The sequence below is a fragment of the Streptococcus mitis genome (assembly GCF_965111725.1).
GTDB classification, from domain to species: Bacteria; Bacillota; Bacilli; order Lactobacillales; family Streptococcaceae; genus Streptococcus; species Streptococcus mitis_DV.
On record NZ_OZ217341.1, the window covers coordinates 1,215,245 to 1,237,218 of the forward strand.

A 21,974-nucleotide genomic window follows, 5' to 3' on the forward strand; every position below is an offset into this window, starting at 1 on the left:
TATTTTATCATGAATCCACTGATAAGTAAACGCTAACATAGCAGATTGCCCTAACTTCTGTCTTTTGTTTTTCTCTCTTTTCTATGATACAATGGAAAAAATGAATTCAAAAGGAGTTTTTTATGACTTATCCAAATCTCTTGGACCGCTTTTTAACCTACGTTAAGGTCAACACGCGCTCTGATGAACACTCTACTACTACTCCAAGTACACAGAGTCAGGTTGACTTTGCAACCAATGTTCTTATTCCTGAAATGAAACGTGTTGGACTGCAAAATGTCTACTACCTTCCGAATGGTTTTGCAATTGGGACCTTGCCAGCTAACGATCCATCTTTAACACGTAAAATTGGCTTCATCTCCCACATGGATACTGCTGATTTTAATGCCGAAGGAGTTAATCCTCAGGTAATTGAAAACTACGATGGTGGTGTGATTGAACTAGGGAATTCTAGTTTCAAACTCGATCCAGCCGACTTCAAGAGTCTTGAGAAATATCCAGGACAAACGCTCATCACAACCGATGGAACAACCTTGCTGGGGGCTGATGACAAGTCAGGAATTGCTGAAATTATGACAGCTATTGAATATCTGACTGCTCATCCTGAAATCAAGCACTGTGAAATTCGTGTTGGTTTTGGTCCAGATGAAGAAATCGGTGTTGGTGCTAATCAATTTGATGTAGAAGATTTCGATGTGGATTTCGCCTACACAGTTGATGGTGGCCCACTAGGTGAACTTCAGTACGAGACTTTTTCAGCAGCTGGTGCTGAATTGCATTTCCAAGGACGCAATGTCCACCCTGGTACCGCCAAAGGTCAGATGGTCAATGCCCTTCAGTTAGCAATTGATTTTCACAATCAACTTCCAGAAAATGACCGACCTGAGTTAACGGATGGTTACCAAGGTTTCTATCATCTAATGGATGTAACAGGTAGCGTTGAGGAGGCAAGTGCTAGCTACATCATTCGTGATTTTGAAAAAGATGCCTTTGCAGCGCGTAAAGCAACTATGAAGTCTATCGCTGATAAGATGAATCAAGAACTTGGGAGCGACCGTGTCACTCTCAACTTGACAGACCAGTACTACAATATGAAAGAAGTCATTGAAAAAGATATGACTCCAATTACCATTGCTAAAGCCGTTATGGAAGATCTAGGTATCACTCCTATTATCGAACCAATCAGGGGTGGAACAGACGGCTCTAAGATTTCCTTTATGGGAATCCCAACACCTAATATCTTTGCGGGAGGCGAGAATATGCACGGTCGTTTTGAATACGTCAGCCTTCAGACTATGGAACGTGCAGTTGATACCATCATTGGCATCGTAGCTTATAAAGACTAAAAAGACGAGGTAGCTCAGCTACTTCGCCTTTCTTTTTACTCTGCTGGTTTTGCTTGATTTCCAGTAGTTGTAGAAGATTCTGTTGTTTCATTTTCTAAAGCTGGTTCAGCAGGTTTAGAATCTCTTGTATTGCTTGGTTTGTTTTCGTCGCTGGCAGTTTCACTGTTAGATTCTGCAGTTGCGTTTGGTTGGTTCTCAGCACTGGTGTTATCACCATTTGCTTCAGCATTTCTTGCTGGACTTGTTTCTTCACTTGCGCTAGCTTTTGACTGGATTTGGTGATTCAAAACTAGAATAGCTTTTGTCAATTCAAGTAAAGCTGCTTTGTCTTTACTCTTAGCAGAAAGTTGATCTAGTAATGCATCCACCTTATCAAAGTCATCATCAGAACCATTATTACTTTCTAAATAAGAGTGAAGCGATATGAGAATATCGTAGAGTTTTTGATAGAGTACAAGTGTCTGAGGATCTTGTTCAGCATTTTCCTTCTCTTGTTGAAGGGCGCTAGCGATACGAGTCAAGACATCTTTTACCTGGCTGTTTACTTCATCCAAGTCTGCATCAGCCTTGTTTGTAGCAGCTTTGAGATTTTCTACTTCTTCTGCCAAGGATTGTCTAATTCCTTCTTCTTGAATTTGCTCCAAGAGTTGAGTTGCCTTGCTCAAAAGACTTTCAACTTCTTCCTTGCTAACATGATTGACATGATCCTCTTTCTTAAGGTCAGGATAAATATCTTTCAAAAATTCATAAATCGCTTGCTTAGCAGATTGGTTATCAACTTTTTCTTTATCTAAAACTGTTTCATTTACTTTTGTAGAAGCTGGCTGATTTTTCAAAGCCTCTTCTACTTCTTGTTTTGTTTGATAAATGCTTGGGAACAGTTTATTCAAGTCCACAGCCTTACGGAAGGATTGGGATTGATATAAAGTAAAAGTCAAATTAGCTACTTTATTACGAAGCTCCTCATTTAAACGACTATCGTTTACATGCTCATAGAAGTACTTGATATATTCCACTGTTGTATCACCAGTACGATCATTAAAGTCTTGAAGAGCTTGAAGTTGTGATTCAACTGCTACTAAAGCAGCCTCATCTTTAGCCAATTTAGCTTCCTGGAGTCGAACGAGAAGGTCTTTCTTAGGAAGCCCATAAGAGTCTGTATCCAGTGTGTTGATTTTATCAATCAAGGCCTGATATTTCTTATCTAAAGAACTTGTTTCAACAGGTTTGACACTTTCATCAATATGGATATATTGCTTATCAAAGAGTTCTAGTGTTGCAAGATAACCTGCTGTAGAGTTAGTTGCCAGTTTCTTCATGTTTTCAGTAAACTGACCTAAAGCTAACTCAATCTGTCTTTGTTCGATAGGCTTGTCTTTATAGATGTTTCTGCTGTCAGCTAGAAGTTGGTCTACTTTTGCCAAAACTACCTTCTCATCAAAAGCTCCAGGTTGGTAGTTGGATTGTAGGGCTGGAATCTTGTTTTTCAAAGCTACTTCATAGCCCTTAGTTTGAACCTTGATGTAGTGATTGTGGTCACCATGAGGAATCACAAAACTACCATTTTCTACCTGCAAACTATAAGGAGACACACCATCACGTAAGGCAGTCGTATAAAGTTCATTTAGGAAATCAAGTTCCGGATTGCCAGTTTGGAGTGGAAGTCGAACGTGTTCCTTACGAACAGCATAGGGATGGATATGAGTTGGATCGTAGGCTTGGTCTGGATTTCCAAAGACAAAGAATCCGTTTGAAATTCTAATCGCTTCAAGTGGAACACCGTATGTCTTCGAAATATAAGCAATTTTTTCTTCATCGCTAGCATCTCTTGAGAAAGACTCTACCGTTTTAGCAAGAGGTTTTACAGGCTCTGCATCATGATGTGTTTTCAAATGATCCTGAGCTGCCTTAATTTGCTCCGCTGTCAAATCTTTCTTGAAGAAGTAATGATTGTGATCTCCGTGTGACATGACAAAGCCTTGATCATCTTCAGCAATAATACGATCGGCATCAAAATCATGGCCATGTTCGTCATGGTGATGACCATGTGCATCTTCATCATGATCGTCATCGTCATCATGTGCTGGACTTGGTGTTGCTGGTGTTTTACCTCTCAAATGATCTTGTGCCGCCTTGATTTGTTCAGGGGTCAAATCTTTCTTAAAGAAATAATGATTGTGGTCGCCATGGGTCATGACAAAGCCTTGATCATCTTCACTAATGACACGATCGGCATCAAAGCCGTGTCCATCTTCTTCATGTTCCTCATGTGAAATTCCTGGATTGATTGGAAGAGATGGAGAAGGTGTTGCTAGACCATTGTTTGGAAGAGTCGGTTGTCCAATTTGATTCGACTTAGGAATGTAATGTAAATGATCACCATGTCTTACAATATAAGCTGTGGCTGTTTCTTCGACAATATCTTTAGGATTAAAAATATAGCCATCAGATGTTGAAGAGATAGGCTTATTTGTAAGTAATGAGGCACTATTCAAAGTAGATGGACTACTTGAAAGACTTCCTAGACTAGACGCTACTTCATGAGGTTTTGCATTTGTAGAGACCGTAGAATCAGTTCCACCGATAGGCACCATTCTAGCAATCTTTTCTTCTAAAGGAGAGAGTTTGCTGTAAGGAATAAAGTGATAATGATCACCATGCGGAATCGCAACTCCATTTGGCGTACGGCTGATAATCTTAGCAGGGTCAAAGACCAAACCATCTGATTCACTGTAACGTTGGTCTCTAGGTAAATCATAGAGTTCTTTCAATAGACTTTGGAGATTTTCAGCTTTATTTGCTGGCTTGCTAGTTGAGCCTTGTGCTACAGATTGCGTGTTATTGTCACTAGCTGCTGAAGAATAGCTTAACTGACTCGGTTGCGTATTTTTCCCAGCTAGATAAGCTTTTGCTGCTGCTAATTCACTAGCAGACAAATCCTTTTTTGGAATGTAGTGATAGTGACCTCCGTGAGGAACGATATAAGCATCACCAGTATCTTCGATAATATCAGCTGGATTAAAGACATAACCATCATCTGTCGTATAGCGTCCCTGAGACCTTGCTACAGCAACATCAGCGCTGACCTTCTCATTATCTTTGACATGTTCTTGTTTTTGACGATTGATTTCATCTTTAGTTCGAACATTATCAGCATGAGCTGCATCTTTCAGGTAGACATAATATTTTCCATCGACCTTGATGATATAACCACCCTTGACCTCATTGACAATATCTCCATCCTTAAGTTTGTAGTTTGGATCCTTCATCAAGAGTTCTTCACTAAAGAGGGCATCATAAGGAACTTTCCCATTATAGTAATGATAGTGGTCACCGTGTGACGTTACATAGCCCTGATCTGTAATTTTGATGACAATTTGCTCAGCCTGAATTCCTTCTTTTTGGCTAACCTGATCTGGTGTCAAGTTTTCACTTTTCTGACTTGACTGACTGCCATCCACATAAGAGACACGATTATTGTCCTTATTTTCCTGCGAACGATGCTGGTTCAGTGCATAGGCGCAAAGACTCAAGGATACGATAACAGCTGATCCAGCTGCTATATACTTTTTACTGAATTTCATAAATCCCTCATTTCAATAAATGATGAAGCTTTTTCTTAACTTCTTTTTCTCGGTTAAACAATTTTTCTAAACTGGTTATTTAACCATTTAATTAACCAGTAAATAGTTTACCTTTTTTAAGTTTATATGTCAAGATTTTTATATCATTTAAAAAAAATAAAAGCCAGTATTGCTACTGACTCTTACATCATCTTGATTTAATAGGATAAACTTATGCTTCTGGTTTCGTCGTAACTGACTCACTACCTTTTAACAAAGCAAGTAATTTTTCTGCTTCTGCCATGATTCCATTATTATCCATGGTTTGCAGGCTCAAGTTACCTCGTAAACTAGCCAGGGTTTCAGTCGCAGTAGCTTTCAGACTAGCATCCGTTACTTTATCAAGTAAAGCTTCTACTTCTTTGAGTTTAGCTTCTACTTTTGCAGTCTCTACTTGATGGACTTCTGGCTCTTCTGTAGTATCTTCAGCTTCTTCCTCTGTCTCGTCTTCATCAGTGCTCGGTTTATAAAGATTATCTGCTGAAGGATTTAAACCAGCGTGATTCTCTTTTTCATCAGATTCAGAGCGAGTTGGCTCACTTACTTCATCATGTTCCTTATTTTCATCAGGTTTACCGTCTTGGTCTGCCTTATTTTTACGAACATGGTCGCTAGCATTACCCCAACCATTATCTGAATGAGGACGTTGGTCCGGATGTTCAACGTAGTATTTTACAGTCGCAAATAAATCTTCTAAGGTATAACCCTCAGGTGCCTTATAGAGTCCTTCGTCAAACCATGCAAACTTAAGATTATGATAGTGATCAAAGTGAGGAATGATAAAGTAACCATTCTGTACAGCTACAGTATACTGTAAATGATTTGGTATTTTTTCTAATGGTACCTTGTTCTCAGCTGTTACGCGGTTATAGATAGCTTCTGTCCCTGTTGCCTCTGGTTTTGCTTCAGTAGAATTTGGAGCTTGTAAGCCTTTTTCTTTAGCATAAGCCTGAGCTGCTGCCCTTTCAGCTTCAGATAAGCTGTCTTTTTTAATCCAGTGGCTATGGTTCAAGTGTGGAGTGACGTAGGCATTTCCTGCATCACTTTCAATATCATGTTCGTCAAAAATGTAGCCATCTGAGGTTGTATATTTACCTGCTAATTTCGCTAATTTAATTTCATCGTTTGTATAGGCAATTTGAGCATTTGGTTTGCCAAGGCGTTCTGGGTGGGTAATCGGTGCTAGAAATGCCAATAAATCATCTACCAATTTTACTTTATTATTAGAAGATTCATTATTCAAGCGTTCTGCTAATTTGTCTAAGGCTTGAAAATCAACAGCACGCCCCTTATTTTCAGACAAGGCTTTATGAGCCTGGGTTAACAGATTATAAGCTTTATCATAAAATTCTTTGTCACGAGAAGAGACGTTTTCTTTCTTCGCAACTAGAGCATGTGTCTCTTGAGTTTTCTTAGACAAGAGATTTTCAATAGCATCAATCTTATCCTTAGCCAAGTCTTTAGCAAAAACATAGTGACTGACACCAGCAATTTCCACAACATATCCTTTTCCAACTTTTCTAACAACCTGTTCTACTGCAAAATTAGTTTGTTTTTTCTCAGTTGACGGTTGAGCTTGCGGTTTTGGTGCTGGTTTCAAATAATGCATTCCTGGCACGACTGCACCATTTTGCCCTTTTAACAGAATCATTCTTGCAATCTTCTGCTCTAAATCAGACATTTGTGAATAAGGGATAAAGTGATAATGATTTCCGTGAGGCACAGCAACACCATTTGCTGTACGATCTGTTATTTGTGCTGGGTCGAATACCAAGCCATCCGATTCCACATGTCGTTCTGACAAAGGTTTGGCATACAATTCACGTAAAAGGCTTGAAATATCTTCCCCTTGATTTTGATGATAAGTTGGAGTGACAGTTAGATTGTGGTTCTCTGACAAGCTTGGTTGAGCTGGATTTGCATTATGACTAAAACTTGAAGAAGGACGAGACCCTTGCTTCCCATTCCAATAGGCTTGGGCTGCAGCCAATTCTCCTGCAGACAAAGCGCCTTTTGGTATATAGTGGAAATGATTGCCATGCGGTACAATAAAAGCGTCTCCTGTATCTTCAATCACATCTGTCGGACTAAAGACATACCCATCATCCGTTGTATAGGCGCCTCCAGTTGCTCGATTCGGTGCTTGCGTATTGAGATTAAAGTTTGGTTTAATGGTTGAACTTAGTTTATCTGTACTGCTTGGTTTCGTATTATCAGAATGCTTTTGAACTGGCTGACCTCCAATTGGTAGATTTCGAGCCAATTTTTCTTCCAAGGCAGACATTTGCGAATAAGGGATGAAATGGAAATGATCCCCGTGAGGAACTGCCACACCATTTGCTGTACGTTTTATAATCTGTGCTGGGTCAAATACCAATCCATCAGACTCCACATGACGTTGGCTAAGTGGCAAAGCATACAATTCTTGAAGGAGACTAGCTAAATCTTCACTTTGACTTTCAGAATCTGTTGCAGGATTTTGAGGTGTCTCAGATGGACTCCTTCTCACACTAGATCTTGTTTCTCCCCTGCTAGAACGATATTCAACCGTACTTAATTGACCGCCTTTTCCAGATAAGAAGGCTTGGGCAGCAGCTAATTCACTGGCAGACAAATCACTCTTAGGAATATAATGGAAGTGATTGCCATGAGGAACGATATAGGCATCACCCGTATCTTCTATAATATCAGAGGCATTAAAGATATAACCATCATCCGTTGTATAGCGTCCTTGAGCTCTGGCAGCAGCAACAGCATTATCTGTGCTTGCATTATGATTATGACTGTGTTCCTGCTTCTGACGTTTAATCTCTTCTTTTGTCCGAATATTGTCCGCATGAGCCGCATCTTTAAGGTAAACATAGTATTTCCCGTCTACCTTAATGACATAGCCACCCTTGATTTCATTGACAATGTCTGAATCCTTCAACTGATAATTCGGATCTTTCATGAGAAGTTCTTCACTGATGATGGCATCATAAGGAACCTTACCATTATAGTAATGATAATGGTCTCCATGAGAGGTCACATAACCTTGATCCGTAATCTTGATAACAATTTGTTCGGCGTTGATTCCCTCTCTCTTACTGACTTCATCTGGTGTCAAATTTTCTGCCTTTTGACCAGCCTGATCACCGTCTATATAAGCAACTCGATTAGACTCTTTCTTAGCCTGACCAGCTTGGTAACGACCAAGTTCATAGGAACAAACACTTAGGGCAAGAACTGCCACTGAACCTGCTACATATTTTTTATTGATTTTCATTCTTTCCTCACTTTAATTCTTCTGCTAAAACACTTATATTTTCTTCAAGATTTTCTAAATAGGTCTTGTCATTTTGTGGGTCTGCCTCTAAAGGATTCAGAGTTTTAAGACCCACACCTGTTGATTTGACAAGAGTTTCAGCTACTTTTGAAGAAGCATTACTTTCTGTAAAAATCGTTTTAACCTTATAGGTCTTAACAAATTCCTGAATTTCTGTTAGTTGTCTTGGACTTGGTTCTTGTTCAGGAGAGATACCTGCAATACCAAGTTGATGAAGTCCAAATCTCTTCGCTAGATAAGAAAAGGCTGTATGTTGTGTTACAAAGGTTTTCTGACTCGCTTTTTCAAATTTAGGCTGGAATTTCTTAGTTAGTTCTTGAGCTTTTTTGATAAAGGCTTGCGCATTTTTCTGGTAAGTTTCTTTATGCTCACTATCCACCTCTGAAAGTTTATCAGCGATAATCTGAGCTTCTTCGCCAGCTTTTTCGGGATCTAGCCAAGTGTGAGGATCATAGAGCGTTTTTTCATCAACTCCATCCCCTGCTTCCACATCTTCTAGCCCTGGGACGCGGTCTAAAGTCATTCCCTCAGAAGCCTCTAAAACCTTCACTTTAGATTTTTTAAGATTGGGATCTAAACTTCCTGCCCAAGATTCGAGCGTATGCGAATGGTACACAAAGACATCTGCATCATAGATGGCAGCGATATCATTTGCTGAAGGTTCAAAGGAGTGAATTCCACTACTTGACTGAATCATCCGAACATCATTCAAGTCACCTGATACTTCCTTGACCATAGCATAGATAGGATAAAAACTGGTCACAATTTTCATCCCCTTTCCTGTCTGGCTTTCCTTTTGACTACAGGCTCCTAGCAATAATAGAAAAACACTTAACAAGACTAAAAATAAATTTTGTTTCTTCATGAACAACTCCTTAACCATTTAATTAACTAGTAAACATTCTACTCCTAAAAATTTAATCTGTCAAGATATTTTTAGAAAAAAATTGAAATTTCTTTCACATATAAAAATCTGCTGAGTTTCAACAACTCAACAGATTCTCACTTTATATACTCAATGAAAATCAAAGAGCAAATTAGGAAGCTAGCCGCAGGCTGCTCAAAGCACGACTTTGAGGTTGCAGATAGAACTGACGAAGTCAGCTCAAAACATGTTTTTGAGGTTGTAGATGAAACTGACGAAGTCAGCTCAAAACACTGTTTTGAGGTTGTAGATAAGACTGACGAAGTCAGTCACATACATACGGCAAGGCAAAGCTGACGTGGTTTGAAGAGATTTTCGAAGAGTATTATTCTTCTATGGTAGAATGCTTATAACCATAAGTAAAGTAAATAAAACTTCCTACTAACAATGCAACTAGGAAAGCAATCCAAGTTTCCATATTATACTGTAACATAAAGGATAAACAAATGATGATTGATAAAATCGGTAACAGGGGAACCAATGGTGTTTTAAATTCTCCAGCTTTGGGCATTCCTTTTTCTTTCCGTAAGCGAATCAGACCGTAAGCAAGCATAATCAAGTAGGCTAAGGTACAAATATTTAAGAAGGCTGCAATACTAGCTAGAGGGAACATTCCTGCTGCTACTGCTGAAGCTATACCTGTCAAGATAGTAGCATTCTTTGGTACCTTGCTAGTCTTCGTTAGTTCTTTAAAGGCAGCAGGCATCAAGCCGTCACGTGCTAAACTGTAAATCATACGCGATAGGGCATAGGTCATCGAAATACAAACTGTAATCAAGGTCAAGATAGCCACCAATGACACATAGTTGGCTGCCCAACTAATCCCAACACTACGAAGGGCAAAGGCAACGGCATCATCAACATTTAGATGACTATAGTGAACCACACCAGTCAAGACAAGAGTCACCAAGGCATAAAGAATGGTTACGATAGAAAGCGATAAGACAATCCCTCTAGGAATATTTTTTTGAGGAGTCTTGACCTCATCTACAGCCATAGAGATGGATTCGAAGCCTAAAAATCCAAAGAACATCAAGGACGCACCAGCCATAATACCAGTACTAGCGCCGTAGATTTGTCCAAAACCATAAGGAGCAAAATTACTCCAATTATCAAGCTTGATATGCCAAATTCCTACTAAAACAAAGAGAGCTAAAGCGGAAAATTTCAAAATAACTAGAATCGAATTAAAGCGCAAGGCTGCCTTAGCATTTAGTAAAACAAGCGAAGTCACCAAGACCAAGACAAGAATAGGCAATAAATCAACAAATGTCCCTGCTTGAGGATTAAAGGTACCATTTAAAGCCTGAGGAAGGGCTATCCCGTATTGAGAAAGCAAGCCTTTAAAATAAGCTGCCCAACCCGAAGCTACGCCTGATATGGCTGTCATGAACTCCATCATGGTTAACCAGCCAGCCAACCAAGCTGGAAATTCTCCTAAGATAGCATAGAGATAACTGTAGGCACCACCTGTAGCAGGTACTCGTGAAGCAAATTCTGCAAAAAAGAGGGCTGATAATCCCACACACAAGGCAGAAATGACGATTGAAATCACTAGGGCTGGACCCGCTAGAGTTGCGGCTGCAGTACCTGTAATTGTAAAGACACCTGTCCCTACCATGGCTCCGATACCCAGCAAAATCAAATCCCATAACTTCAAATGCCTGTGCATCTCCGTTTTATCCAAACTAACATTCTTTGTTCTAAATATATTCATCTTTGACTCCTAAATAAAATGATGATTCTATTTTACCATAAATATAGGATATTTGTGAATATTTATAAAATGATTTTCTAAAAAAATCTGACTACATCTTGTAATCAGATTTTATCGATTCTAGTTCATTTCTTTAAAGGCTGCTTCTGCATCCGCGTTGCTGATAACACCAAATTGAATCTTTCCAATCTTCCCTTGACTATCAATTAGGTATTCTGTAGGAATGCTTCTAATTTGATAAGCTTGGAAGGTGGTTGCTTTAGTATCATAAAGAACGGGAATATCCTTATAACCTTGATCTTGGAACCATTGTGGGAATTGTTCAACAGTTTTTTCGCCTTGAATTCCTGGGGCAATGACACTAAGAATTTCGAAATCGCGATCTGGTTTTGCAGCTAATTCCATCAACTCAGGCATACTTTTCTTACATGGACCACACCATGAAGCCCAAAACTTCAAGTAGACTTTTTTACCCTTGAAATCAGATAACTTAACTTCTTTACCATCCATTGATTGCAAGGTAAAGTCTGGAGCCTCTTTTCCAACAGCGATTTGTTGTACAGTCGTTTCTTGTTTTGGCTGTTGTGGGGCTTGAGTCTTTTTAGTCTCTTCCTCACCACAGGCCATCAGTACAACTAATGACAAGAGGCTTAAGCCAGCAAACATTACTTTTTTCATCTTTTTCTCCTTTATTCAAAAATTCCAGCTAGAACATTTACTTGTCCTAATAGTAACAAAATTCCCATTAAAATAATGAGCAAACCACCAATTTTCTTTAGTAGCATCATATAACGTTTAATTTTACTAAAATAAGGCATCACGACTCCTGAAGCTAGGGCCAAGACCAAGAAAGGAAGGGCCATTCCCAGAGTGTAAATCAAGGTATATATAGCACCTTGCCAAGCCCCATTGCCTCCAGAAGCCGCAAGAGCTAAAACAGAACTTAAAACTGGACCAATACAAGGTGTCCAACCAAAGCTAAAGGTAATACCGAGTAAAAAGGCTGACCAATAACGATTGGATTCTGATTTTTTAAAAGTAAAGCTTTTTTGAAACTCTAATTTCTTAAAATGAAAAATTTCCATCTGGTGAAGGCCTAAAATGATAATAATTGTTCCCATAACATATCGAAACCAATTGGCATAGAGAATATGACCAAAGTAACCAGCACCAAAGCCTAGAATAAAGAAAATAAGAGAAATACCTGCAATAAAGCAAAGTGTTCGAATCAAACCGGACCAGAGAACCTTTCTCCCAAATAAAGAAAAGCTTTTTGCGCTTTCCTGATCATCCAATAAAATCCCAGCATAGACTGGCAAAAGAGGAAAAATACAGGGAGAAAAGAAGGACAAGACCCCTGCTAAAAAAACGGAGATTGAAAATATTATCGTTTCCAATAAAGAACCAACTTTCTTAAGATTTCTAATCCTATTTTACTATATTCAATTTAATTTGTATGCTTTCTGCTACGCAAAATCGTATCGGCTACTATTGACCAATCTTTTCTTTTGCTAGTCAAGGCGGATCTTGTCCCCAAAATAGCCAAAAAGCAACGACAAGGGTTACTCGTCGCTGCTTTTGTGAACGGAAACGTCTTTTAGATTTGACATTTCATAACTCATGTTTTACTTGAGTTTGGCAAGGGTTGCTTTAAGCTCCTCTACTAGTTTAGCTTCTGTCTCTGCTGAGCCATTTTCTTCTTTCACGAAATCAAGGGTTTCTTGGAGAAGTTTTTTGGCTTTGGCAAGGACTTTTTTATCCGCTTTTTCTGCATCTAGCTGTCCAAGAACTTTTGTCAATTCCGTGCTTAATTGCTGGATTTCTGACTCTTTCTTACGGCGAACCAACCAGAAGGCAATCACACCTAGAAGAGCAAGTAGACCGACTACAATCACTCCTGCTGGAACTGAGTTTGTTTCAGTCATCTTATCTGAATCCTTACTATCTTCCGTTCCTTGTTTGGCATCCTTCTTGTCCTGTGTAGGCTTGCTGTCGCTAGCATTTGCTTTCACATCTTTGAGAGAGTCCAAGGCAACCTTCACAGACTCTACTGCAGTACGCAGACCTTGCTCTGTCAAGGCACTATCTTCCAGAGCTTTTTGAGCATCTAGGAGAACCGCCTTGGCTGCATCGATTTTCGGATCAGATACTGTTGCCAAAGCTTTCAAGCGTTGGTCTAACTCTTGAGTCAAGGCACGAAGTTCAGACTTGTCAACTTGCTCTTGAGCTGGAGCTTGCGTGTTCGTTGAGCTAGCCGAAGCGCTTGCTGCCACTCTAGGAGCTTGAGTCGGAGCTGAACTTGGAGCTGGGACAGGACTTGCAGGTTGACTAGGAGCAGTTGGTTGAGACGGTTGTGGAGCTGGCTCAGATGGAGCTGTTGGAGTCTCAGTAGCTCCTTGATCTGGCTGAGTAGGTTCCTCAGTAGAATGTGAAGGAATTTGAATATCTCTCAAACCATCTTTCGCCTCTTGAAGTTTCTTCATTGCAGATTTTAATTTTTCGATTTCATCACTGACATCTTGAACAGTTGCGTTTTGATTACCAATCACTGTCTTGGCATTATTTACAGCAGATATAGCCTCTTGCTTAGCTGTGTTATAAGCACTCGCTGTACTTGTTGTCTTACCTACAGTCGGATCTGCTTCTTTTGTAAGTCCATCTAAGGCATTGGTTTCTCGTGTCAATTCGTCTTTATTGGCTTGGTCTACCAACACTTTAGCTGCTTCGTCCAAACGTGCTTGAATGCCGTCAACTTTTCCTTGTGAAGCTTGCACTTCTGCCTTACTTGCATCTCCAGCTTTCTGAACAATATTCAAGGCCTCAGTCTTGGCAGTTTCCAAATCTGTTTTTAGAGCCTCATACTGTTTATTGTATTCTTCAATACTCTTAGGCGTTTTGTTATCTGTAGAAGCTTTTGTCAAGGCTTCCGCGCTCGTTTTCAAGGCTTCTCTGGCATCTTGACTAGCTGCTTCAACTAGATTTGTTTTAGCACTTGTCAAGTTTTGAGATTTCTCTTTGACGCTTGCCAAGGCGGTTGAAACGTCATCAGTAGTCGCATTTGGATTACCAATCACTGTCTTGGCATTATTTACAGCAGATATAGCCTCTTGCTTAGCTGTGTTATAAGCACTCGCTGTACTTGTTGTCTTACCTACAGTCGGATCTGCTTCTTTTGTAAGTCCATCTAAGGCATTGGTTTCTCGTGTCAATTCGTCTTTATTGGCTTGGTCTACCAACACTTTAGCTGCTTCATCCAAGCGTGCTTTAATGCCGTCAACTTTTCCTTGTGAAGCTTGCACTTCTGCCTTACTTGCATCTCCAGCTTTCTGAACAATATTCAAGGCCTCAGTCTTGGCAGTTTCCAAATCTGTTTTTAGAGCCTCATACTGTTTATTGTATTCTTCAATACTCTTAGGCGTTTTGTTATCTGTAGAAGCTTTTGTCAAGGCTTCCGCGCTCGTTTTCAAGGCTTCTCTGGCATCTTGACTAGCTGCTTCAACTAGATTTGTTTTAGCACTTGTCAAGTTTTGAGATTTCTCTTTGACGCTTGCCAAGGCGGTTGAAACGTCATCAGTAGTCGCATTTGGATTACCAATCACTGTCTTGGCATTATTTACAGCAGATATAGCCTCTTGCTTAGCTGTGTTATAAGCACTCGCTGTACTTGTTGTCTTACCTACAGTCGGATCTGCTTCTTTTGTAAGTCCATCTAAGGCATTGGTTTCTCGTGTCAATTCGTCTTTATTGGCTTGGTCTACCAACACTTTAGCTGCTTCATCCAAGCGTGCTTTAATGCCGTCAACTTTTCCTTGTGAAGCTTGCACTTCTGCCTTACTTGCATCTCCAGCTTTCTGAACAATATTCAAGGCCTCAGTCTTGGCAGTTTCCAAATCTGTTTTTAGAGCCTCATACTGTTTATTGTATTCTTCAATACTCTTAGGCGTTTTGTTATCTGTAGAAGCTTTTGTCAAGGCTTCCGCGCTCGTTTTCAAGGCTTCTCTGGCATCTTGACTAGCTGCTTCAACTAGATTTGTTTTAGCACTTGTCAAGTTTTGAGATTTCTCTTTGACGCTTGCCAAGGCGGTTGAAACGTCATCAGTAGTCGCATTTGGATTACCAATCACTGTCTTGGCATTATTTACAGCAGATATAGCCTCTTGCTTAGCTGTGTTATAAGCACTCGCTGTACTTGTTGTCTTACCTACAGTCGGATCTGCTTCTTTTGTAAGTCCATCTAAGGCATTGGTTTCTCGTGTCAATTCGTCTTTATTGGCTTGGTCTACCAACACTTTAGCTGCTTCATCCAAGCGTGCTTTAATGCCGTCAACTTTTCCTTGTGAAGCTTGCACTTCTGCCTTACTTGCATCTCCAGCTTTCTGAACAATATTCAAGGCCTCAGTCTTGGCAGTTTCCAAATCTGTTTTTAGAGCCTCATACTGTTTATTGTATTCTTCAATACTCTTAGGCGTTTTGTTATCTGTAGAAGCTTTTGTCAAGGCTTCCGCGCTCGTTTTCAAGGCTTCTCTGGCATCTTGACTAGCTGCTTCAACTAGATTTGTTTTAGCACTTGTCAAGTTTTGAGATTTCTCTTTGACGCTTGCCAAGGCGGTTGAAACGTCATCAGTAGTCGCATTTTGATTACCAATCACTGTCTTGGCATTATTTACAGCAGATATAGCCTCTTGCTTAGCTGTGTTATAAGCACTCGCTGTACTTGTTGTCTTACCTACAGTCGGATCTGCTTCTTTTGTAAGTCCATCTAAGGCATTGGTTTCTCGTGTCAATTCGTCTTTATTGGCTTGGTCTACCAACACTTTAGCTGCTTCATCCAAGCGTGCTTTAATGCCGTCAACTTTTCCTTGTGAAGCTTGCACTTCTGCCTTACTTGCATCTCCAGCTTTCTGAACAATATTCAAGGCCTCAGTCTTGGCAGTTTCCAAATCTGTTTTTAGAGCCTCATACTGTTTATTGTATTCTTCAATACTCTTAGGCGTTTTGTTATCTGTAGAAGCTTTTGTCAAGGCTTCCGCGCTCGTTTTCAAGGCTTCTCTGGCATCTTGACTAGCTGCTTCAACTAGATTTGTTTTAGCACTTGTCAAGTTTTGAGATTTCTCTTTGACGCTTGCCAAGGCGGTTGAAACGTCATCAGTAGTCGCATTTGGATTACCAATCACTGTCTTGGCATTATTTACAGCAGATATAGCCTCTTGCTTAGCTGTGTTATAAGCACTCGCTGTACTTGTTGTCTTACCTACAGTCGGATCTGCTTCTTTTGTAAGTCCATCTAAGGCATTGGTTTCTCGTGTCAATTCGTCTTTATTGGCTTGGTCTACCAACACTTTAGCTGCTTCATCCAAGCGTGCTTTAATGCCGTCAACTTTTCCTTGTGAAGCTTGCACTTCTGCCTTACTTGCATCTCCAGCTTTCTGAACAATATTCAAGGCCTCAGTCTTGGCAGTTTCCAAATCTGTTTTTAGAGCCTCATACTGTTTATTGTATTCTTCAATACTCTTAGGCGTTTTGTTATCTGTAGAAGCTTTTGTCAAGGCTTCCGCGCTCGTTTTCAAGGCTTCTCTGGCATCTTGACTAGCTGCTTCAACTAGATTTGTTTTAGCACTTGTCAAGTTTTGAGATTTCTCTTTGACGCTTGCCAAGGCGGTTGAAACGTCATCAGTAGTCGCATTTGGATTACCAATCACTGTCTTGGCATTATTTACAGCAGATATAGCCTCTTGCTTAGCTGTGTTATAAGCACTCGCTGTACTTGTTGTCTTACCTACAGTCGGATCTGCTTCTTTTGTAAGTCCATCTAAGGCATTGGTTTCTCGTGTCAATTCGTCTTTATTGGCTTGGTCTACCAACACTTTAGCTGCTTCATCCAAGCGTGCTTTAATGCCGTCAACTTTTCCTTGTGAAGCTTGCACTTCTGCCTTACTTGCATCTCCAGCTTTCTGAACAATATTCAAGGCCTCAGTCTTGGCAGTTTCCAAATCTGTTTTTAGAGCCTCATACTGTTTATTGTATTCTTCAATACTCTTAGGCGTTTTGTTATCTGTAGAAGCTTTTGTCAAGGCTTCCGCGCTCGTTTTCAAGGCTTCTCTGGCATCTTGACTAGCTGCTTCAACTAGATTTGTTTTAGCACTTGTCAAGTTTTGAGATTTCTCTTTGACGCTTGCCAAGGCGGTTGAAACGTCATCAGTAGTCGCATTTGGATTACCAATCACTGTCTTGGCATTATTTACAGCAGATATAGCCTCTTGCTTAGCTGTGTTATAAGCACTCGCTGTACTTGTTGTCTTACCTACAGTCGGATCTGCTTCTTTTGTAAGTCCATCTAAGGCATTGGTTTCTCGTGTCAATTCGTCTTTATTGGCTTGGTCTACCAACACTTTAGCTGCTTCATCCAAGCGTGCTTTAATGCCGTCAACTTTTCCTTGTGAAGCTTGCACTTCTGCCTTACTTGCATCTCCAGCTTTCTGAACAATATTCAAGGCCTCAGTCTTGGCAGTTTCCAAATCTGTTTTTAGAGCCTCATACTGTTTATTGTATTCTTCAATACTCTTAGGCGTTTTGTTATCTGTAGAAGCTTTTGTCAAGGCTTCCGCGCTCGTTTTCAAGGCTTCTCTGGCATCTTGACTAGCTGCTTCAACTAGATTTGTTTTAGCACTTGTCAAGTTTTGAGATTTCTCTTTGACGCTTGCCAAGGCGGTTGAAACGTCATCAGTAGTCGCATTTGGATTACCAATCACTGTCTTGGCATTATTTACAGCAGATATAGCCTCTTGCTTAGCTGTGTTATAAGCACTCGCTGTACTTGTTGTCTTACCTACAGTCGGATCTGCTTCTTTTGTAAGTCCATCTAAGGCATTGGTTTCTCGTGTCAATTCGTCTTTATTGGCTTGGTCTACCAACACTTTAGCTGCTTCATCCAAGCGTGCTTTAATGCCGTCAACTTTTCCTTGTGAAGCTTGCACTTCTGCCTTACTTGCATCTCCAGCTTTCTGAACAATATTCAAGGCCTCAGTCTTGGCAGTTTCCAAATCTGTTTTTAGAGCCTCATACTGTTTATTGTATTCTTCAATACTCTTAGGCGTTTTGTTATCTGTAGAAGCTTTTGTCAAGGCTTCCGCGCTCGTTTTCAAGGCTTCTCTGGCATCTTGACTAGCTGCTTCAACTAGATTTGTTTTAGCACTTGTCAAGTTTTGAGATTTCTCTTTGACGCTTGCCAAGGCGGTTGAAACGTCATCAGTAGTCGCATTTTGATTACCAATCACTGTCTTGGCATTATTTACAGCAGATATAGCCTCTTGCTTAGCTGTGTTATAAGCACTCGCTGTACTTGTTGTCTTACCTACAGTCGGATCTGCTTCTTTTGTAAGTCCATCTAAGGCATTGGTTTCTCGTGTTAGTTCGCTTTTATCTACACTTGGTGTCGGTGATTTAGGTATTGTTACTGGATTACTAGGATTAGATGTAGTCGTAGCTATATTAACAACTCCCCCATAGGTACCTGTCATAGATTCCTTATCTCTTGCAATATTTACAGCTGTTATCCTATCCCCTACATTAAATGGTGAATTTGGTGTCCAAGTAGCACTACCATTAACTGCTTTTACCGCCTTTTGTTTTACTCCATTCAAATAAAACTCAACAGTCGAATCATTAGAGTTTCTTGCTGTAGCCGTAACTGTAGCTTGTTTCCCTTCTGAATGTTCCAAATCAGTTACTGTAACAGTTGGTGGAAGTGGTTTAACAGTAACTTTAATCGTTGTCTGAATATACACTTCACCTGTAGAAGAGTCGGTTACACGCACTGGAACATTATAAGTTCCTACTTCAGCGTTACTTCCACGGGTAACATAAGTACGATTTACAAAATCTCCCTCTGTTCTTTGACTCTGATAATCAAGATATACACCATTTGTAGTGGCAGTAGTTGGTTGAGGTCTATAATTGTGACCTCTTCGAAATTTTAGTGTAAATCTCGCATATGGCGCCTGCCCAGCTTCTGTTTCCAAACTTCCATCCAATTGACTAAATGTGACGTCCCCTGCAGGCGCTGTCCTAAACCCACTACCTTCTGTAAAAGTAGTTCCATTCAAGCTATGATTATGCCCTGCGATATTGCTACCGTTTGGTTCTGTATTTTCTGCCTTTAGACCGACAGTTGCTTTTCCATTTGTTGTATCAAGTTTAGGAGCCTTAGGTTCTACATCCTTCTTAACACGTTTTAAGCCAGTATTTTTATAACTTACTAATGTTCTAAAGGCTGCATCTACTTCTGTTTGATTTTGCGCCGTTGCAAGGACTTGTCTCGCTTCTTCGGCTTTTGCTTTTAAGGCTGCTACTGATTCTTTTGTGTAGTTTTCTGTTTTTATGGCATCAATTTCACTTAATAGTGATTCTAAGTTCTGAGTATTTAGTTGTCTACTAAGTTCAATATCTGTTTTTGGTTGATCTTGTTTTTCTGCTATCTCTTTATTTGATTCTAATTTAGAATTGCCTTCAGTACTCCTTTCCTCAACCTTAGCTTTTCCTTCACCATCTTTAGCTTGGCTGTCTTGCTCTTTTCTCTCTGTCGCTTGAGTGTTTGGTTTAGCTCCTTCTTGTTCTACGTTAAGATTTTGATTGCTTGTATCTGATGGCGGTAAGACAGATGGATTCCCAGTGTTGCCATTTCCATCCTGACTGACCACTTCTGTATTTGCTTCCGCCGCCTGAACTTCTGTCGCTGGATTAGCCACAAAAAAGACAGACCCTAGCAAGACTGAGGCTGCTCCAATTGAAAACTTGCGTATAGAAAAGCGTTGGCGCTCATTCATTTTAAACTGTTTCATAGTTTTTCCTTTCTTTCTACCCTGTCTTTGCTCCTCTAGCCATGTTCATGCAGGCATCAACTCGCAATAAAAACAGGAAAACATGACCTTTTCTCATCTTGAACAAATGACAAAAAGCCCATTGTTTACTAACACTTAATTATATCAACTTAGTCCCCTTTCCTCAACCTCACTTTGTTTTAGAAAATCGATAATTATATATATATATATATATATATGCATATTGCTTATTTTAAAGGATTTAGAGGCTTCTTATTTGTGAATTTAGTATATTTTTCATTATTTTCAGAAATTTTAAATTTATATGACATTCAAACGAAGCTGTTCGTCTTGCTATCTATCGCCAGAAAGACCTATCCTAGACTCAGCAAATAAAAAAACAGGCTCTCCGAAAAATCAGAAATCCTGAGATATTATTTGATATAACTCCTTAACCAAATCACTTGATGTAGGCTCTCCCAGCTTTGTCGAGTAGCAAAGGTAGATTAACCATGACAAAAATTAGCTATAGCGAGACTCGTAAAAGCCCAGATAAATATAGGAAAGAAGCAAAGAGAAAGGCCGATAGCAAAATCATACCCAAAGTCTCTCCAAAATTCCTGCAAATAAATAAAGTAAAAGGAGAGATAAAGGATAAAGAGACTAAAGCAAAAACGCTTGCCTGTCTTTTAGTACAAAAAGCACACCTTGGCTAGATGGTGTGCTTGACCATTATTGCTGATTTTACAACAATGTCTCAAACTCAGCGACGGTCATGCCCAATTGCTCGCTCGCAACCTCGGAAGTCAGAAGATGCTTACGAACCATATCTAAGAAAGCAAGCAGCTTTCCACGTTCAATACCTTTTTCCTCTGCTTGTTCCAAGGCATAGTCCTGTGCTAACAAGGCTTGTTCTTCACGCATACGTAGTTGACTAAACATCTTCCTGTCCTCCTCGGACCAGCTCTTGTAGTCCAGCAGTTGGTCTGCTTGGCTGATGGCTCGCTCGGGTTGTTGGGTAAAGGGTTTGTTCCCGAAAAACTCCAACCACGGCTTGCGAACCTCGTCTTTGCTGGTTTCTCTGTATTTTTTTAGGTCTTATTTATGATGGTTCTTCAATAGCGCTTCAAACTCAGCCACGGTCATGCCTAACTGCCGGCTGGCAACCTCAGGTGTTAGAAGACCTTGACGTACTAGATTTACTAAACCTACTTTTAATCCCTGTTCGATGCCTTCAGCTCGTCCACGTTCAAGTCCTTGTGCTAAACCTTTTTCGATGCCTTGTTCAATCCCCTCTGCACGGCCACGTTCAAGTCCACGCTCTAAACCTTGTTCAATACCCTCTGCACGACCACGTTCCAACCCTTTTTCCTCAGCTTGTTCCAAGGCATAGTCCTGCGCTAACAATGCTTGTTCTTCACGCATACGTAGTTGACTAAACATCTTCCTGTCCTCCTCGGACCAGCTCTTGTAGTCCAGCAGTTGGTCTGCTTGGCTGATGGCTCGCTCGGGTTGCTGGGTAAAGGGCTTGTTCCCGAAAAACTCTAACCAGGGCTTGCGAACCTCGTCTTTGCTGGTTTCTCTATATTTTTTTAGTTCCAAGAATGCCATCTTGACCAGATGGTTTTCTTGACCATTATTGGTGATGGTTAAGACTTCACCTGTCGTGTCCTCTCGCATGCTAAAGCTATGGAAAGCTAAGTCATCTTGGAAATAATTACTATCGACAATTGCAATGGCGTAGACAGGAGCGATGTGTTTATAGCTCTGGTGGGTATCACCTTCTCGTTGGCGAATTTTTTCAAGATTTTGATTGACCTGACTGCACAGATAAGCCCACAGGCGATTGATAAAAAAATTCTGATGATGTACCTGAATCTCAATGATAACTTGAGTGCCATTGTCTAGTTCAGCTAAAACATCTATACTGGTATAGAAATCTTGGGCTGAATAAGGCAGGGAAGGTAGTACATGAATATTGCTCCCCTCCAAAATGGTTACATTTTTGGCTGGCAAGTCCAGCATATCGCGGATAAATTGACAAGTGATTTCTGGGTTGCTAAAGATTTTCTTAGCAACCAAATCGTTAGTTGGGCTAATGCCCGGATGACGTACAGTCATATTTCTTCTCCTTTCATTATAGCACATTTTTTAATCTAATTTACTAGATTTGATGTTTCTATCTATTTATTCGGAAAAGAAAGTGAAAAGTTCAAACTTTC

11 protein-coding genes and 2 pseudogenes are annotated in these 21,974 nt (G+C 40.2%); 3 read left to right on the forward strand and 10 right to left on the reverse strand.

What is annotated here, in order from left to right:
• The first annotated feature begins 122 nt into the window (after nt 1–122).
• Nucleotides 123–1,346 (forward strand): peptidase T, encoded by a 1,224-nt coding sequence (gene pepT / locus ACLV7Q_RS06020; RefSeq protein WP_218757127.1) that lies wholly within the window; start codon nt 123–125, stop codon nt 1,344–1,346.
• A 35-nt stretch (nt 1,347–1,381) separates the two neighbouring features.
• Here pepT and ACLV7Q_RS06025 read toward each other — a convergent pair whose 3' ends face one another.
• The 3 genes from ACLV7Q_RS06025 to adcAII all read right to left on the reverse strand — a co-directional run bounded on the left by ACLV7Q_RS06025 (nt 1,382) and on the right by adcAII (nt 9,159).
• The gene (locus tag ACLV7Q_RS06025; RefSeq protein WP_218757128.1) at nt 1,382–4,930 is read right to left on the reverse strand and encodes a pneumococcal-type histidine triad protein; all 3,549 of its coding nucleotides are present in this window, start codon (nt 4,928–4,930) and stop codon (nt 1,382–1,384) included.
• A 211-nt stretch (nt 4,931–5,141) separates the two neighbouring features.
• Complete coding sequence (locus tag ACLV7Q_RS06030) at nt 5,142–8,234, reverse strand: pneumococcal-type histidine triad protein (RefSeq protein WP_218757129.1); 3,093 nt, start codon at nt 8,232–8,234, stop codon at nt 5,142–5,144.
• A 7-nt stretch (nt 8,235–8,241) separates the two neighbouring features.
• The gene (gene adcAII, locus ACLV7Q_RS06035) at nt 8,242–9,159 is read right to left on the reverse strand and encodes a zinc-binding lipoprotein AdcAII (RefSeq protein WP_173283029.1); all 918 of its coding nucleotides are present in this window, start codon (nt 9,157–9,159) and stop codon (nt 8,242–8,244) included.
• A 153-nt stretch (nt 9,160–9,312) separates the two neighbouring features.
• Here adcAII and ACLV7Q_RS06040 point away from each other — a divergent pair, with 153 nt between their 5' ends.
• Nucleotides 9,313–9,516 carry a hypothetical protein gene (locus tag ACLV7Q_RS06040; protein ID WP_225904688.1) on the forward strand — a complete coding sequence of 68 codons (204 nt, stop codon included), beginning with the start codon at nt 9,313–9,315 and terminating at the stop codon, nt 9,514–9,516.
• 28 nt (nt 9,517–9,544) lie between these two features.
• On the opposite strand, the gene ACLV7Q_RS06045 is transcribed toward ACLV7Q_RS06040, so the two are convergent.
• The 5 genes and pseudogenes from ACLV7Q_RS06045 to ACLV7Q_RS06065 form a co-directional block, all read right to left on the reverse strand.
• Nucleotides 9,545–10,936, reverse strand: coding sequence for an APC family permease (locus ACLV7Q_RS06045; protein ID WP_218757130.1), 1,392 nt, complete (start codon nt 10,934–10,936; stop codon nt 9,545–9,547).
• Between the two features lie 120 nt (nt 10,937–11,056).
• Nucleotides 11,057–11,614 carry a thiol-disulfide oxidoreductase-associated lipoprotein SdbB gene (sdbB, locus tag ACLV7Q_RS06050; RefSeq protein ID WP_218757131.1) on the reverse strand — a complete coding sequence of 186 codons (558 nt, stop codon included), beginning with the start codon at nt 11,612–11,614 and terminating at the stop codon, nt 11,057–11,059.
• An 11-nt stretch (nt 11,615–11,625) separates the two neighbouring features.
• Nucleotides 11,626–12,333: a thiol-disulfide oxidoreductase-associated membrane protein CcdA2 gene (gene ccdA2 / locus ACLV7Q_RS06055; protein ID WP_218757132.1), complete on the reverse strand. Its 708-nt coding sequence runs from the start codon at nt 12,331–12,333 to the stop codon at nt 11,626–11,628.
• 228 nt (nt 12,334–12,561) lie between these two features.
• Nucleotides 12,562–12,978, reverse strand: a complete 417-nt coding sequence (locus tag ACLV7Q_RS06060) for an EGFR-like transmembrane domain-containing protein (protein ID WP_218757133.1) — start codon at nt 12,976–12,978, stop codon at nt 12,562–12,564.
• 441 nt (nt 12,979–13,419) lie between these two features.
• Nucleotides 13,420–19,773 (reverse strand): annotated as a pseudogene (locus ACLV7Q_RS06065) (YSIRK-type signal peptide-containing protein); the annotation flags it as partial.
• Between the two features lie 491 nt (nt 19,774–20,264).
• Between ACLV7Q_RS06065 and ACLV7Q_RS06070 the strand changes: the two are divergent.
• Nucleotides 20,265–20,468 (forward strand): hypothetical protein, encoded by a 204-nt coding sequence (locus ACLV7Q_RS06070; protein WP_218757828.1) that lies wholly within the window; start codon nt 20,265–20,267, stop codon nt 20,466–20,468.
• A 28-nt stretch (nt 20,469–20,496) separates the two neighbouring features.
• Here ACLV7Q_RS06070 and ACLV7Q_RS06075 read toward each other — a convergent pair.
• A pseudogene (locus ACLV7Q_RS06075) lies at nt 20,497–20,850 on the reverse strand (hypothetical protein); the annotation flags it as partial.
• Nucleotides 20,851–21,873: an Rpn family recombination-promoting nuclease/putative transposase gene (locus tag ACLV7Q_RS06080; protein ID WP_218757826.1), complete on the reverse strand. Its 1,023-nt coding sequence runs from the start codon at nt 21,871–21,873 to the stop codon at nt 20,851–20,853. It lies immediately after the preceding pseudogene.
• Nucleotides 21,874–21,974: the final 101 nt, after the last annotated feature.

What these genes read in the sequence shown, in the direction of transcription:
- pepT (WP_218757127.1), top strand. Translation starts at nt 123, where the DNA reads ATGACTTATCCAAATCTCTTGGACCGCTTTTTAACCTACGTTAAGGTC.
- ACLV7Q_RS06025 (WP_218757128.1), bottom strand. Translation starts at nt 4,930, where the DNA reads ATGAAATTCAGTAAAAAGTATATAGCAGCTGGATCAGCTGTTATCGTA.
- ACLV7Q_RS06030 (WP_218757129.1), bottom strand. Translation starts at nt 8,234, where the DNA reads ATGAAAATCAATAAAAAATATGTAGCAGGTTCAGTGGCAGTTCTTGCC.
- adcAII (WP_173283029.1), bottom strand. Translation starts at nt 9,159, where the DNA reads ATGAAGAAACAAAATTTATTTTTAGTCTTGTTAAGTGTTTTTCTATTA.
- ACLV7Q_RS06040 (WP_225904688.1), top strand. Translation starts at nt 9,313, where the DNA reads ATGAAAATCAAAGAGCAAATTAGGAAGCTAGCCGCAGGCTGCTCAAAG.
- ACLV7Q_RS06045 (WP_218757130.1), bottom strand. Translation starts at nt 10,936, where the DNA reads ATGAATATATTTAGAACAAAGAATGTTAGTTTGGATAAAACGGAGATG.
- sdbB (WP_218757131.1), bottom strand. Translation starts at nt 11,614, where the DNA reads ATGAAAAAAGTAATGTTTGCTGGCTTAAGCCTCTTGTCATTAGTTGTA.
- ACLV7Q_RS06070 (WP_218757828.1), top strand. Translation starts at nt 20,265, where the DNA reads ATGACAAAAATTAGCTATAGCGAGACTCGTAAAAGCCCAGATAAATAT.
- ACLV7Q_RS06080 (WP_218757826.1), bottom strand. Translation starts at nt 21,873, where the DNA reads ATGACTGTACGTCATCCGGGCATTAGCCCAACTAACGATTTGGTTGCT.